Here is a 13,666-nt window from a genome sequence, read left to right as displayed (position 1 = left end):
CCTCCCTCCCACGGGGGAGGGAGGACGGAAAGAAGAAATTCACATTTCCCGTGTACGGCACCGCAACATCTGTAAGCTCTGCCACCGGGAAAACAGAAACGACCCTTTTAGGGGATATCTCAAAAGAATAAATTCGGATACCCTCAAATAACGGAGCGTCGAACCGTGGCCCAAAGAAGATCGCGACTGGCGCTCGGCGCGTTCATCGCCGCCGTCCTCGTCGCCGCCCCAACGACCGGCGCGCTCGCGCACGAACCCGCAGACCCGCAGCCCGCCACCCCCCAGCACGCCAAGCCGCAGCAGGCCAGCCTGTGGGACGACGGGCCCGTCTGGGCGGAGCGCAAGAGGGAGCGGCTCCCGGTCGAACTCGGCGTGCGCTTCACCGCCGACCGCGACGGCCGGATCGCCGGGATCCGCTTCTACAAGGCGCGCGGCGAGCGCGGCACCCACGTGGGCACGCTGTGGGACGCCCTGGGCCGGCCGCTGGCCCGGGTCCGCTTCACCGGCGAGACCCGGACGGGCTGGCAGAGCGCGCGGTTCGCCACGCCGGTGCCGGTGCGGGCGGGCGCCGTCTACGTCGCGTCGTACCACACCAGGAACGGCGTGTACCTCGCGCAGCGCGGCGGCTTCGCCACCCCGATCGTCTCAGGTCCGCTCACCGCGCCCGCCGACCGCAACGGCGTGTACGCCTACGGCCGCACCCCGCGCTTCCCCGCCCGCTCCAACCCGGCGCGGTTCAACTACTTCGCCGACGTGATCTTCGAGTACCAGCAGACCACGACACCGACCCCCACGAACCGCCCCACGGCCTCACCGACCCCCAGCGGCAACCCTTCCCCGACCCCGACGAGCAAGCCGACGAACCGCCCGACGGTGTCGCCGACCCCGACAAGCAGGCCGACGGTGTCGCCGACGTCCACCAGCCGACCGACCACCACCAGCCGGCCGACGTCCACTGTCCGGCCGACGCCGACAGGCCGCCCCACGTCCACCGGCCGTCCGACCGTGACGCCGACGACGACCGGCCGTCCCACGGTCTCGCCGACCCCGACGAACAAACCCACCCCCACCCGTACGGTCACCCCGCCCCCGCTCGCCGGTTTCCCCGACGCGAGCAACACCGGCCCGACCACCACCTCCTTCCGGAAGATCAAGGGCGGCGAGATCAAGGAGCACGGCGCCGTCTTCGACGGGGTCGAGGTCACCGACAGCTTCGACGTCTACGCCAACAACGTGACGTTCCGGAACTGCCGGATCATCACCAAGGGCTACTGGGCCATCAAGCTGCGCCCCGGTTTCTCCAACCTGACCGTGGAGAACTGCGAGATCGCCTCCAACCGCAAGGACAAGCTGGACATCGGCATCTGGAACGGCGGCAACGGCCAGATGACGGTCCGCCGCAACGACATCCACTCGACCTCGAACGCCGCCATCATGGCCGCGTCCGGGCTGATCGAGGACAACTACATCCACGACCTGTGGCAGGCGGAGCCGGGTGACCATACCGACGGCATCCAGACCAACGGCAACAGCGGCCCGAACAAGCTGGTGATCAAGCACAACACCGTGCTCAACCCGGAGCGCCAGACCTCGGCGATCATCCTCAGCGCGGTCTTCGGCCCGATCCACGACGTCACCGTCACCGACAACCTGCTCGCGGGCGGCGGCTACTGCATCTACGGCGGCGCCAAGCACAACGGGCACCCGTACTCGCCGTACAACGTCGTCATCAAGGACAACGTGTTCAGCAAGCGCCTGTTCGGCAGGTGCGGTTTCTACGGCCCGACGGCGTACTTCGACAGCGCCGCGAGCGGCAACGTGTGGAGCGGCAACCGCTGGGAGGACGGCAGCAAGGCGATCAACGCGGGGTGACTCTCGAACCGGCCCAGTACGTCGCACGTAGATGGTTTTGCAGAGCTATGGGCCGGACCGAGAAAGCTCTTGCGATAAGTCGGAGAATGTGCCGGATATGGTCTCCCCCATGACCTCACGACGAGTCCTGGCGATAGTGCTGGCCGGTGGAGAGGGCAGGCGGCTGTTGCCGCTCACGGGGGCCAGAGCCAAGCCGGCGGTGCCGTTCGGCGGAATGTTCAGACTGATTGATTTCGTGCTGTCCAATCTGACCAACGCCGGCTTTTTCAAGATCGCAGTTCTGACGCAGTACAAGAGCCACAGCCTTGACAGGTACATCACCGAGGGGTGGCGGCTGTCGCCGCTCATGGGGCACTACATCGCGCCCGTCCCCGCGCAGACGCAGTTGGGCCCGGAGTGGTTCTCCGGGTCGGCGGACGCGCTGTTCCAGAACCTGCACCTGATCCGCGAGGACCTGCCCGACCACGTGCTGGTCTTCGGCGCCGACCATGTCTACCGCATGGATCCGGAGCAGATGGTGGCCCAGCACGTGGAGTCGGGCGCGGACGTCACGGTGGCCGCGACGCGGCAGCCGCTGACGCTGGCGTCGCAGTTCGGGGTGATCGAGACCGACGACGAGGGGCGGCGGATCACTCGTTTCGCGGAGAAGCCCGAGAACGCGACGGGGTTGCGGGATTCACCGGACGAGATCTACGCCTCGATGGGCAACTACATCTTCAGGACACAGGCCCTGATCGACGCCGTGTCCGCCGATGCCCTGGATGTCGCTAGTAGACATGATGTTGGCGGAAATATCATCCCAATGATCGTTAATGCTGGCCGAGCCGATGTTTACGACTTCGCCAGGAACACGGTGCCGGGGGCCCGCGAGCGCGAGCGCGGCTACTGGCGGGACGTCGGCACCCTGGACGCCTATTACGCCGCCCACATGGACCTGGTCGCGCCCGAGCCCACCTTCGACCTGCACAACGAGCGCTGGCCCATCCGCACCTGCCACGACCAGCTGTCACCGGTGAAGTTCCTGCGGGGCAAGGAGGAGCGCGCGGGGCGGGTGGTCGACGCGATCGTCTCGCCGGGCGTGGTGGTCACCGGTGACGCGGTCATCCAGCGGTCGGTGCTGTCGCCGAGGGTGACCGTACAGGCTCGGGCGCTGGTGGAGGACACGGTGCTCATGGAGAACGTCCGGGTGGGCAGCGACGCCGTCGTACGGCGGGCGATCGTGGACAGGAACGCGGTCATCCCCGACGGCGCCCGCATCGGCCTGGACCCCGAGCGCGACCGCGAGCGGTTCATGGTCACCGACGGCGGCGTGGTGGTGGTCGGCGCCGACGTCGACTGGGAGCACGCCGAGCACCGACGGTGCACGGGGGACCTGGCGTCCCTCGCTCCATAGCCCATTTCAGGAATTCTCCGCCATGGGACCACTAAAGTTCGTGGAGATCAACAAATCACCGGCCTGACCTGAGGGTATGACTCACCGCGGCAATAGCCCATACAGCTCCATTCGGGGGAAGCATGTTCACTCATGGCAAATCCAACAGAAAGGGACAGGTGGAGATTCTCTTCACCCTCCCCGCTGAGGTCGGCCCCGTCTCCGTCGTCGGCGACTTCAACGGCTGGGACCCGTTCGCGCACCCGATGACGCTGGGAGCGGACGGACAGTACCGCGTCGCCGTCGCCGTGCCGCACGGCAACTCCTACGCCTTCCGCTACCTCGGCGACGGCGGACGCTGGTTCGACGAGGAGGCGGCCCACGAGTACGACGCCCGTGGCGCGATCATCCACGTCCAGCGCGCCGCCGCCGCTGCCGCCGCGACCAAGCGACGCGCCGCCGCGCCCAAGAACGGCGCCAAGACCGTCAAGCCCGCCGCCAGAACCGCCAGGGCCGCACGCGCGTGAAGGACCTCCGCCCGGGGCCGTCGCCGGCGAGACTCGGCGACGGCCCCAAGCGGACGGTTCCTCAGCGGGCGTGGGCGTACCTGCTCGCCGGGCGCGGCAACCCGAGCAGCCCGCGCAGCGTCGCGGCCTCGTAACTGCGTCTGAAGGCCCCCCGCGCCCGCAACTCGGTCGTCAGCCCCCTGGCGATCTGCCGCAGATCGTACGGCACCGCACCCGGCCGCAACCGGAACCCCTCGATCCCGGCCCGCCGCCATTCCAGCAGCAGGTCGGCCAGTTCCTTCACGGTTCCGGTGAAGACCAGCGCGTCGGAGCGGAGCTCGGCCCCGTCCAGCTCGTCCAGCCTGGCCTTTCGCCGCGCGGCGTCGGGACCGAGGACGACGAGCAGATCGGCGAAGATCTTCAGCTCCGCCGACAGCTCCCTGACCTCGCCCACGATCGCACGGGCGTCCTCCGCCGACTGCGGCGTGACGTACACGACGTCCGCGCTGCTCGCGGCGAACTCGTACGGCAGCCGCGAGTGCGCCAGCGCCGTCACCACCGGCTGCCCCTGCGGCGGCCGTGGCGTGATCGACGGCCCCTTGACCGAGAAGTGCGGGCCGCTGAAGTCGACGGCGTGCAGCCGGTCCCTGTCCACGAAGCGGCCGGTGGCGACGTCGCGGATCTCGGCGTCGTCCTCCCAGCTGTCCCACAGCCGCCTGGCGACCTCGACCGCGTCGGCGGCCTCCGCGAACAGCTCTCTGACGTGCGGGAACGCCGCCAGGTCCGCGCCACCCGGACGATTCAGCAGGGTCGCCAGCGGCGGGATCTCCTTGCGCCCGAAGTGCCGCGCGTCCCCGGCCCGCGGGGACACCTGCGGCCGCCACCCGGCCCGGCCACCGCTCACGTGGTCGAGCGTCGCGATGCCGACGGCGACGTGGAACGGCTCGGTGTGGGTGGTGGTGGCCGTCGGCACCAGCCCGATCCGGCTGGTGAGCGGGGCCAGCCTGGCGGCCAGCAGCACCGCGTCGAAGCGCCCCCTCACCTGGTCCGTACGGTCGTCCGGCCCGTCGGGCAGCGTGGACTGCAGCCCGAACCCGTCCTCGAAGGTGACGAAGTCGAGCAGCCCGCGCTCGGCCTCGACCACCTGGGCGGCCCAGTGCCGCGCGGAGAAGATCGACCTGGCGGTCAGCCCGTGCTCCCGCCAGGCGGCGGGATGCCATCCGGCGCCGTCCAGCGCGACAGCGAGATGCAGCGTCATCGCCCCTCCCTCACGACAGTCTGAACATTTCCGACCGCGACGGCGGGCGCGATCTCGACGACGTCGGCCGCGGCCGGGGCGGCGGACGGGCCGAAGAGGTGGTCGCGCAGGGTGGTGCCCCGGTAGCCGGTACGGAACACGCCGCGTTCCTGGAGGATCGGGACGACCCGGTCGGCGAAGTCGTCGAGCCCGCCCGGCGTCAGGTGCGGGATGAGGATGAAGCCGTCGGCGGCGTCCGCCTGGACGTACTCGTCGATCTGCCTGGCGACGCTCTCCGGCGTACCGACGAAGGTCTGCCTGCCGCTGACCTCGATGACCAGTTCGCGGATGCTCAGCCCGCGCTCGGCGGCCAGCGCCCGCCACTTGGCGGCGACGGCGGCCCGGTCCATGACGCGGACCCGGCCCTGGGCGAGTTCGCCGGACAGGTCGGGTTCGAGGTCGGGCAGCGGGCCGTCGGGATCGTAGGCGGACAGGTCACGGCCCCAGACCTGTTCCAGGTGGGCGATGGCGGTCTGCGGGCCGACCTGGGCCCGGCGGATCTCGGCGGCGTTCTCGGCGGCCTCGGCCTCGGTGTCGCCGAGCGCGTACGTGGCGCCCGGCATGATCTTCAGGGAGCCTCGGGCGCGGCCGTACCCGCCGAGGCGGCGTTTGACGTCGGCGTAGAACGCCCGGCCGTCCTCCAGCGAGCGGTGCGCGCTGAAGATCACGTCGGCGTGGGCGGCGGCGAACTCCCTGCCCTGCTCGGAGTCCCCCGCCTGGATGATGACCGGGTGCCGCTGCGGGCTGCGGGGCGTGGAGAAGCGGCCTTCGACGGTGAAGTGCCTGCCCTCATGGGAGACGGTGCCGATGGCGCCCTCGCGGACGAAGCGGCCGGCGTCCGGGTCGGCGACGAGCGCGTCCGGTTCCCAGGAGTCCCACAGGGCGCGGGACAGCCGGACGAACTCGGCCGCCCGCTCGTAGCGGTCGGCGTGGTCGAGGTAGCCGCCTCTGCGGAAGTTCTCGCCGGTGAAGGCGTCGGAGGTGGTGACGACGTTCCACCCGGCCCGGCCCTCGCTCAGATGGTCGAGTGTGGACAGCCGCCTGGCCAGTTCGTAGGGCTCGTTGAAGGTGGCGTTGACCGTACCGGCGAGCCCGAGTCGCCCGGTGACGGCGGCGAGGGCGGACAGAACGGTGAGCGACTCCGGGCGGCCCACGACGTCGAGATCGTGGATGCGGCCCTTGAGCTCGCGCAGCCGGAGCCCTTCCGCGAGGAAGAAGAAGTCGAATCCGGCCCGTTCCGCCGTCCGCGCCAGGTGGACGAAGGAGGAGAAGTCGATCTGGCTGCCCGAACGCGGGTCGGACCAGACCGTGGTGTTGTTCACGCCGGGGAAGTGCGCCGCCAGGTGAACCTGCTTGCGCGTCATTTCGGCCGCTCCAGCGTCTAGGTTTCCGGATGGGCAAGGAACCGCCCGAAGCGGCCCTGGTGGTACAGGAGGGGACGGCCCGGTGTGTGCACCCGGGCCTGGGCGACCAGCCCGGCGACCAGGATGTGGTCACCGACCTCGACCCGCTCGTACGGCAGGCAGACCAGGTGTGCCGAGACGTCCTGAAGAAGGGGGGCGCCGAACGGCCCCGGCTGCCAGCGGGTGCCCTCGAACCGGTCGACGCCCCTGCGCGCGAAGCGGGCGGCGAGGTCTGCTTGATCGCTGGAGAGGATGTTGACCGCGAAGTGATCGGCGGTGCGCAGCCTCGGCCAGGTGGTGGAGGAGCTGTCGACGTAGAAGGAGACGAGGGGTGGTTCGAGGCTGACGGAGGAGAAGGAGGTGGCGGTCAGTCCGACGGGTTCCGCTCCGCAGCGCGCGGTGATCACCACGACACCACTGGCGTGGACGGCGAGCGCCTGCCTGAACGGTTCCGCGGCGATGCCCTGCTCGGGCAGCGTGTCGGTCATTCCAGCGTTCCAGTCAGAAGATAACCAGTGCCCATAAATCCCGACATTAGATCTCATATCCTGCTAAGTCAATATTTCCTATCGGCTTTATAGGGATTACCCAACATCCGGCGAGGCGTCCTCCAGATGCCGGAACACTTGCGTCCCAAGGGGGACAACGTTGTACACTTAGCATCATGATCGGTCATGAAGGGTCACGTGCGTCCCGCATCCGGCAGTCCATCCTCGACGTCGCCACCGAAGTGCTCATCGCCGATCCTTCCGCCTCCATGGCCGACATCGCCGCCGCCGCGGGCCTGGGACGCACCACGATCACCAAGCGCTACCCGACCCGCCAGGCGATGCTCGTGGCGGTCGCGCACGACGCGATGGACCGGCTGGACAAGGCCTACGTCGAGGCCCACCTGGACGTGCCGGGCGAGCAGGCGCTGGAGGCCCTGCGGCGCCTGGTCACCCTGGTCATCCCGCTGGGCCCCCGCATCCAGTTCCTGGTGTGCCAGCCGTCGCTGGAGCTGGACGAAGGGCTCACGGCCCGGGTCCAGACCTTCGACGCCCCGGTCGAGCTGCTGTTCCGCGCCGGGCAGCAGGCCGGGATCTTCCGTGCCGAGGCACCCGTGTGGTGGGCGGTCCTGACCTTCAACAGCCTGGTCTACAGCGCCTGGGAAGCGATCACGCAAGGCAGGCTGGCGCCGCTGGACGCGCCGGACCTGGTGGTGATGACCCTGCTGGGCGGCATCGGCACGCCGCCGGGAGGGCACTCGAAGTCGCACTGACAGCACCTGAGGAGGAAGTATGTCCGCGATCAAGGATCTGGCGATCCGGGCGGCAGCACGCACGCTGGCCGCCTGCGGCGATCCCGCCGCCCAGCTCCTCCTGCCACGACGCGACCCGTGGCCGATCTACGAACGCCTCCGTGAGCGCGGCCCCGTCTACCGGAGCCCGCTCGGCTACGCCGCGGTGTCCTCCCACGAGCTGTGCTCGCGGGTCCTGCGCGGCCCGGAGTTCGGGATGCGCGACTCGGCCGGACGGTTGCCCGCCGACCAGGCGCTGCCCATCGGTACGGCACCCTCCCTGCTGGAACTGGACCCTCCCGACCACAGCCGGCTGCGGCGCCTGGTCGCACCGGCGTTCCGCCCCAAGCTGATCAACGAGTTCCGGGCCCGGATCGAGCAGACCACCGAGCGACTGCTGGATCGGATCGGCGAGCGGCCCTTCGACCTGATCACCGAGTTCGCGACGCCACTGCCGATCACGGTCATCAGCGAACTGCTGGGCATCCCGGAGGACCGGCGCGGGGAGTTCGCCCGCTACGGCGCGCTCACCGGCCAGGCTCTGGACGGGCGGTTGACCACGCGCGAGCAGGCGGAGTTCGACGCGGCGATGCTCGCCATGCGCAGGCTGTTCACGGAGCTGATGGAGCGCCGCCGGGCCGACCCGGGCGACGACGTGATCAGCGTCCTCGTGAGCGCGGTCGACGGCGAGCGGATCACGGCGGACGAGCTGGTCTCCACCTGCCAGTTGCTGCTCATCGCCGGGTTCGAGACCACCGTGAACCTCATCGGCAACGGCGTCCACCGGTTCGGCCGCCACCCCGAGCAGTGGGACCTGCTGCGGCGTGACCCGGACCTGGCGGCCGGGGCGGTGGAGGAGATCCTGCGCTTCGACCCACCCGTCCCGTTCACCGGCCGGATGGCGCAGCGCAGGACGGAACTGGGCGGACTGCCGATCCGCAAGGACACGCGCGTCCTCGTCCTCCTGGCGGCGGCCAACCGCGACCCCGAGGTCTACGACGACGCGCACGTCTTCGACATCACCCGCACGGGCGGCCCGGAGCACTTCGCCTTCGCCAGCGGGGTCCACTACTGCCTGGGGGCGCAACTGGCCCGCATCGAGGGGGAGATCGCCTTGCGGGCGCTGGCCGCCCGGCTGCCCGGACTCCGGAGCGCGGGAGACGCGCAGCCACGGCCGTCGGCCTCGATCCGAGGCTTCCTGCACCTGCCGGTCGCCGCCTGACCCCGGTCCGCCGGACGCGAAAGCCTCCGGGCGCCACGAACACGTGACCGCCCGGAGCTGTTTCCTACGGTGACGCCGACCCGGGCGTCGGGGCGCCGCGAGCGGCTACGACCGGCACCCGCGTACGGCGTAGGCCTGGAACTGCGTGACCTCCCGCTCGTCGAAGTTGTCGTCCGAGCCGATCACCAGCGTGCACTCCCCCGTGCGCAGCCTCGGCCCCCACGAGAGGCTCTCCAGGTTCTGCGTCGGAGCGGGCGAGTCGAGGTCGAGCACCAGCCGCTTGGAGACCGCCCGGTAGGGCCGTCCGCTCGACAGGCTGTCGCGGCTCAGGATGTTCGACGCCCCGCGCAGGTCGATCTCGTACAGCTTGACCCGGTAGTTGACCCCCTCGATCCACGACCTCTCCAGCACGAGGTAGCGGTGGTCGTCGACGGCCAGGATCTCCGAGACCCCCGAGTCGGTGGTGCCGGTCGGCGGGATCGGCGCGGCGGGCAGCTTGTCGATCTGGTAGGCGTACTGGCCGAGCACCCGCCCGGACCGGTCCCATACCGTGATCCGGGTAGGCGCCCCGCGCTCGACCGTGGGCGGCCGGCCGTCCTCGTGGCGCGGGCCCTCGATCACGGCGGCGATCCGGTGCGGAGCGAAGGCCAGGCCCTCGAAGCCGAAGTTGCGGCGCGGGCCCTTGTCCGTGGTGGTCAGGTGCAGGTTGCGTGGGACGGGCACCTCGCCGAGGTGGCGCCCGCCGGTGCTGGTCCAGCGCAGGAACAGCTGCGACAGCGGGATGTTCGGACGCTCCGCGTCAGGACGGTCGCCCTCGTGGCCCCAGAGCAGGGCGCGGCGGTGCGGGTCGTACCTGATCGTCTCGGGGTCGGCCGCGTCCGCCTGGCCGTAGGCGGGGTAGGCGCTGCCGTCCGGACGCCGCAGGGTGGTGACGCCGGTGAGCCGGACCCCGGTGAACGCGCCGGTCGCCGGGTCGATGTCCAGTTGCCCGGTGTAGAAGCGGGCCGGGTTGTAGCGCCAGCGGTCGTCGGAGATGAGGTACCAGGTGCCGGTGCGGGGGTCGCGGTCGAGGCCGGACAGGCCGCCCACGGTGGTGCCCTCGAACAGCGTCCGGTGCGGCAGCCGCTGCTCGCCGAGGAAGCGGGTGACGCGGATGCCGCGTGACTCGGGCTCCGGGGCCGCGGCGGACGAACCCGCATCCACCGCAGCAAAAGCAATCGCCGCCGCGAATGCGACGGCGATTTTCGTGGTTTTCCGCGTTTTGCGCACGCGATTCTCCTCTTCCAGGAAACGGATCGGGATCATGAGATCGTGAATCCGGGAGAATGTCCACGCAGGTCAGCGCGTGTTTGCCGCAATACACGACATATCCTGATATCAGGTGACGCCTATTTCCGTGAAAAGCGCCGCCGCCCGTTCTCGGTCCGCTGCGGCACCGGCTTCTTCGAGGCGTTCGAGGGCGTCGGCGCGGGCGTTCAGCGCGCGGGCCTCCTCCAGCCGCTGCCCCGAGCGGCGGGCGCGGGCCAGCGCCTCCCCGGCCGCCGCCAGCGCCTCCCGCGCCCGCCCCTGCCCCAGCAGCGCCGCCGCGCGCAGGGTGTGCGCCCTCGGCACCAGCAGCGGACTCGCGGTCAGCGCCAGCGCCAGCACCTCCTCCGCGTCGGCCAGGGCGCGCTCGTACGCGCCCGCGTGAAGATGGGCGGAGACCAGCCCCACCAGCACCAGGTCCAAGCCCGTCCCGGTACGTTCGGCCAGGTCACGGGCCCGCCGCAGGTGACCGAGCGCCTCCTCCCGCGCGCCCCTCCCGAGCGCGGGCGCCGACAGGCCCGCCCGCGCGGCGATCTCCCCGCGCCGGTTCTCCACCTCCTGCGCGAGCTCCAGCGCGCGCGAGAACTCCGCCGCCGCCAGGTCGTCGTCGCCGAGGTCGAGGTACACCCAGCCGAAGGTCTCGTGGGTGACGCCCGCCGCGAACCGCAGCCCGCCGGCGCACACGTCCAGGGCCTCGCCGAGCGCCTCCAGCGCCTCCGGGAATCGGGCCTGCTGCTGCCGTACCAGCGCCACGTTGACCAGCGTCAACGCCGTCAGATGCCGGTCGCCCGACCGGCGGGTGAGCTTGAGCGCGGCGCGCAGGCAGTCCTCCGCACGATCCAGCCGGGCCAGCATGAGGTGCGCGACCGCCAGGTTGTTCAGGCCGCGCGACTCCGCCCTGATCGAGCCCAGCTCGCGGTGGATCCGCACCGCCCGCTCGTACTTCCCGATCGCCTCGCGCGGCCGTCCCGACTGTTTGAGGACCACGCCGCAGCCCTGGAGCGCCGCCGCCTCCCCCCGCGTCCAGCCGGCCGCCGCCGACAACGCGAGCGCCCGCTCGTACTCGCGGCGCGCGCCCGGCAGGTCCGTCATGCGCCACCTGGCCAGCCCCAGCGAGTAGTGCATGGCCGCCTGGCCGTGCAGGTCGTCGGCGCCTCGTGCCGCTGCCAGCCCCACCTCGGCGATCCGCGTCCACTCCCCCTGGGTGCGCAGGTGGTGCAGCGGGTCCTGAAGGGCCTCCACCAGCCGCCACGCGTACGCCGCCGGTCCGTGGGCGGCGGCGTGGGAGACGACGGCCACCAGGTTGTCCCACTCGGCATCCAGCCAGGCGGTGGCCTCCGCCGCGTCCGCGAACACCGGCTGGAGACCGTCCTGCGGCTCGTAGGGCAGTTTCGGCCCGTCGAACCCGCACACCCGCGTCGCCCTGACCACCGCGTGCAGGTAGTGGTCGAACAGGCGGCGCAGCGCCGCCTCGCGCGCGGCCACGTGCTCGTCCTCCCTGGCCCGCTCGGCGGCGTACTCGGCCACCAGGTCGTGGGCGGTGAACCGGCCGGGGCCGGACTCGCGCAGCAGGTGCACGCGGGCCGCCGCGCCCAGCAGTTCGTCGGCCTCGGCCGGGGTGAGGCCCGCCATCGCGGCGGCGGCCGTGCTCGACAGGCCGGTTCCGGGGGCCAGGCCGTACAGGCGGAACATCCGGCGCGCGGCGGGCGCGAGCGTCTCGTGCGACAGATCCAGAGCGGCCCGTACGGCGACGCTCTCGTCGCCCTCGACCCGCAGCCGCGCCAGCCGTCCCTGCTCCGCCAGCAGCCGGACATACCCGCCGATCGTGCGGTGGTCGTGCTCCCCGATCCACGACAGCGCGATCGACAGCGCGAGCGGCGAGCGGTCGCACAGCTCCACGAGCCGGGCCGCCTCCTCCGGCTCGTCCCGCAGCCGCCGCGCGCCCGCGACCCTGGCCACGAGGCTCAGCGCGTCCTGCCGGGTGAGCGCGTCGAGCGTCAGCCGCTCCGCCCCGTCGAGCGCGACCAGCGCGCCGAGCCGGTCGCGGCTGGTCACCAGCACCCGGCAGCCCGGGTGGGTGGGCAGCAGCCTGCGCACCTGGGCGGGCTCGGCCGCGTCGTCCAGCACGATGAGCACCCGCTTGCCCGCCAGCAGGGAGCGGTACAGGGCCACCTGCCCGTCCAGGGCGACCGGCACGTCCTTGGAGGCGACCCCGAGGCCCTGCAGCAGCAGCGGCAGCGCCTCCTCCAGCCGCATCGGCTCGCCCTGGTCGAACCCGCGCAGGTCGAGGAAGAGCTGCCCGTCCGGGTAACGCCCGGCCGCCCGGTGCGCCCAGTGCAGGGCCAGCGCCGTCTTGCCCACCCCGGCCGGGCCGACGACCAGCGTGACGCCGCTGTCGTCCAGGTCCTTCAGCTCCGCGTCCCTGCCGACGAACCGGGCGGTCGCCGGGGGGAGCTGGCGCGGCACCAGTTCCGGCCCGCCCGCGTCCGAGGTCTCCTGGAGCAGTTCCTGGTGCAGCCGCCGCGCCTCGGGGCCCGGCTCCGCGCCCAGCTCGTCGACGAGCCTGCGGCGCAGCCCCTCGTAGACCTCCAGCGCCTCCGACAGCCTGCCCGTCTCCCGCAGCGCCCGCATCAGCATCAGATGGGGACGCTCGCGCAGCGGATGCTCGATCAGCAGCCGGGCCAGCTCCGCGATCGCCTCCGGGTGACGGCCCAGCTCGGACAGGGCACCCGCCCGGCACTCCGCCACCGCCGCCCGCGCCTCGCGCAGCCGCTGCCGCTCCACCTCCGCCTCCGGACCGTTCAGATCCTGGTACGGCTCGCCGCGCCACAGCGCCAGCGCCGCGTCGTACCGGTTCAGCCCGCCCGTCGCCGCGGCCTGTCTCACCAGGTCCTCGAAGGTGTCGGCGACCGCCTCCACCGCGTTCGCGGGCACCAGGTAGCCGGGGCTGCGCGTCACGACGGCGGCCGGGCCGTACGGGCCGAGGGCGCGGCGCACCTCGGCGACCAGCGCGCGGATCCGGGCGGCGGGTGCGGCGGGCAGGTCCTCGCCCCACAGGCGGTCGGCCAGGCGCTCCACCGAGACCACGCGGCCGAGGTCGAGCAGCAGCGCGGACAGCAGTGCGCGCTGCCGTGCGGTCAGAACCACGTCCCGACCGTCCACCTCGACTGCCAGCGGGCCGAGGGCGTCGGCCCGGACCCCCGCGAAGGGCATGGTCAGACGCTAGTGCACGGCGTTCCGCATGATCAACACTTGGAGGCGGATGATCCATGCACGTTCCATGCACGATCCATGCGGGCCTTTGCCAGAGTTTCGGACATGAAACACAGATGACTCCGGTTGTCCGGTGTGCGGTGGAGGGTGATCGCCTGAACCTCCCATCCGTGACCGCGCGAGGGGTTTGGTCGGCC

At 71.4% G+C, this 13,666-nt stretch carries 10 protein-coding genes; 5 read left to right on the top strand and 5 right to left on the bottom strand.

The genetic code is table 11. The features are described from left to right. The first annotated feature begins 165 nt into the window (after nt 1–165). The 3 genes from ABD120_RS12895 (at nt 166) to ABD120_RS12885 (ending at nt 3,771) form a co-directional block, all read left to right on the top strand. Nucleotides 166–1,872 carry a DUF4082 domain-containing protein gene (locus tag ABD120_RS12895; protein WP_343950059.1) on the top strand — a complete coding sequence of 569 codons (1,707 nt, stop codon included), beginning with the start codon at nt 166–168 and terminating at the stop codon, nt 1,870–1,872. A 109-nt stretch (nt 1,873–1,981) separates the two neighbouring features. Next, nucleotides 1,982–3,265 (top strand): glucose-1-phosphate adenylyltransferase, encoded by a 1,284-nt coding sequence (locus tag ABD120_RS12890; RefSeq protein ID WP_343950058.1) that lies wholly within the window; start codon nt 1,982–1,984, stop codon nt 3,263–3,265. Between the two features lie 158 nt (nt 3,266–3,423). Beyond that, nucleotides 3,424–3,771 (top strand): isoamylase early set domain-containing protein, encoded by a 348-nt coding sequence (locus ABD120_RS12885; protein ID WP_343950057.1) that lies wholly within the window; start codon nt 3,424–3,426, stop codon nt 3,769–3,771. Between the two features lie 61 nt (nt 3,772–3,832). Here ABD120_RS12885 and ABD120_RS12880 read toward each other — a convergent pair whose 3' ends face one another. Genes ABD120_RS12880 through ABD120_RS12870 form a run of 3 tightly spaced genes read right to left on the bottom strand, consistent with a single transcriptional unit; the run spans nt 3,833 to nt 6,938 of the window. Next, a complete protein-coding gene (locus tag ABD120_RS12880) occupies nt 3,833–5,008 on the bottom strand; it encodes an LLM class flavin-dependent oxidoreductase (RefSeq protein WP_343950056.1) in 1,176 nt (391 codons plus the stop codon). Then, complete coding sequence (locus ABD120_RS12875; protein WP_343950055.1) at nt 5,005–6,411, bottom strand: NtaA/DmoA family FMN-dependent monooxygenase; 1,407 nt, start codon at nt 6,409–6,411, stop codon at nt 5,005–5,007. Before ABD120_RS12875 ends, ABD120_RS12880 begins: the two co-directional genes overlap by 4 nt. Before the next feature lie 17 nt (nt 6,412–6,428). Further along, the gene (locus ABD120_RS12870) at nt 6,429–6,938 is read right to left on the bottom strand and encodes a flavin reductase family protein (RefSeq protein WP_343950054.1); all 510 of its coding nucleotides are present in this window, start codon (nt 6,936–6,938) and stop codon (nt 6,429–6,431) included. 176 nt (nt 6,939–7,114) lie between these two features. On the opposite strand from ABD120_RS12870, the gene ABD120_RS12865 reads away from it, so the two are divergent. Beyond that, a complete protein-coding gene (locus ABD120_RS12865) occupies nt 7,115–7,711 on the top strand; it encodes a TetR/AcrR family transcriptional regulator (protein ID WP_343950053.1) in 597 nt (198 codons plus the stop codon). Between the two features lie 19 nt (nt 7,712–7,730). Beyond that, a complete protein-coding gene (locus tag ABD120_RS12860; RefSeq protein WP_343950051.1) occupies nt 7,731–8,951 on the top strand; it encodes a cytochrome P450 in 1,221 nt (406 codons plus the stop codon). Nucleotides 8,952–9,056: 105 nt separating this feature from the next. Here the strand turns inward: ABD120_RS12860 and ABD120_RS12855 are convergent, their stop codons facing one another. Both ABD120_RS12855 and ABD120_RS12850 read right to left on the bottom strand, forming a co-directional pair. Beyond that, nucleotides 9,057–10,154 (bottom strand): esterase-like activity of phytase family protein, encoded by a 1,098-nt coding sequence (locus ABD120_RS12855; RefSeq protein WP_343950050.1) that lies wholly within the window; start codon nt 10,152–10,154, stop codon nt 9,057–9,059. 174 nt (nt 10,155–10,328) lie between these two features. Beyond that, on the bottom strand, nt 10,329–13,469 hold the full coding sequence (locus ABD120_RS12850; RefSeq protein ID WP_343950049.1) for an ATP-binding protein: 3,141 nt from the start codon (nt 13,467–13,469) through the stop codon (nt 10,329–10,331). Nucleotides 13,470–13,666: the final 197 nt, after the last annotated feature.

The organism is Nonomuraea longicatena (genome assembly GCF_039525605.1).
Taxonomy (GTDB): Bacteria; Actinomycetota; Actinomycetes; order Streptosporangiales; family Streptosporangiaceae; genus Nonomuraea; species Nonomuraea longicatena.
This window is presented reverse-complemented; position numbering and strand designations above follow the sequence as displayed.